General features: G+C 70.4%; 1 protein-coding gene. It reads left to right on the top strand.

Annotated elements, in window-relative coordinates; genetic code table 11:
- Nucleotides 1–125: 125 nt before the first annotated feature.
- Nucleotides 126–1,189, top strand: a 1,064-nt coding sequence (locus ACFWN1_RS33365; protein ID WP_384370543.1) for an IS1380 family transposase, incomplete at its 3' end; no start/stop codon positions are given.

Below are 1,189 nucleotides of genomic sequence, written 5' to 3'. Positions count from 1 at the left end.
TAGCCTCGCGCTTTCACGAGGTGGGGTGTCCGAGGCTTGATCAGATAAGCGGAGAGTGCTCCTGACCTGGAACGATGGGACTTGTCTAGGGTCCATGTCGCCGCAGGGAAAGAAGCACTCTCCAGGTGAAGAAGCGTATCGGGTCCTACCCGCGTGTCCGCGTCGAGGGCGGTGGCCGGGCGGTGGTCTCGCAGGCCGGGGGCGTGCTGCTGGTCGAGACGGTCCGCAAGGCGGGCTTGGACACCGCGATGTCAGCGGCGCTGACGCCGTGGCGGAAGGCTCGGGCAGTGCACGATCCGGGCAAGGTCCTGCTGGACGTGGCCTTGGCGGTCGCGCTGGGTGGGGACTGCCTCGCGGATGTCGCCGTGCTGCGGGCCGAGCCGGCTGTGTTCGGGCCGGTGGCCTCCGACCCGACGGTCTCCCGCCTCGTCGACACCCTCGCCGCCTCCGGGGAGAAGGCCCTGCGGGCCATCCGTGCCGCACGGGCTGAAGTCCGCCACAGGGTCTGGCAGTTGGCTGACCGGGAAGCGCCTGACGCGGGCGGGTCGGTGACTGTCGACCTGGACGGGGTGCTGGTGATTGCGCATTCGGACAAAGAGGATGCCGCACCGACGTGGAAGCGGACCTACGGCCACCATCCGCTGATGGGGTTCGTCGACCACGGACCGGGCGGGACGGGTGAACCGGTGGCGGCCCTGCTCAGGCCGGGGAACGCGGGCTCGAACACGGCCGCCGACCACATCACCGCCGCCCAACTGGCCTTGGCTCAGCTGCCGAAGAAGTACCGGCGCGGACGTCGGACCCTGATCCGCACCGACTCCGCGGGTGGCACTCATGACTTCGTCGCCTGGCTCGCCCAGCGGGGACGGTGGCTGTCCTACTCGGTCGGCATGGTGATCACCGAGCAGGTCCACCAGCACGTGCTGAAGGTTCCGGCATCGGCCTGGACGGCGGCCGTCGAGGCCGGCGGCGAGATCCGTGACGGCGCCTGGGTCGCTGAACTCACCGGCGATGTCCTTCACGGCTGGCCGCAGGGCATGCGGCTGATCGTCCGCAAGGAACGGCCGCACCCCGGGGCCCAGTTGCGGCTCACGGATGCGGACGGCATGCGGCTGACCTGTTTCGCCACCAACACGCCCGGCCGGCCGATCGCCGCCCTCGAGCTCCGTCACCGGCTGCGGGCGAGGGC

The sequence above is a fragment of the Streptomyces sp. NPDC058459 genome (assembly GCF_042721685.1).
Classification (GTDB): Bacteria; Actinomycetota; Actinomycetes; order Streptomycetales; family Streptomycetaceae; genus Streptomyces.
Note: the sequence above shows the minus strand (reverse complement) of the source record. Positions and strands in the feature narration are given on the sequence as shown.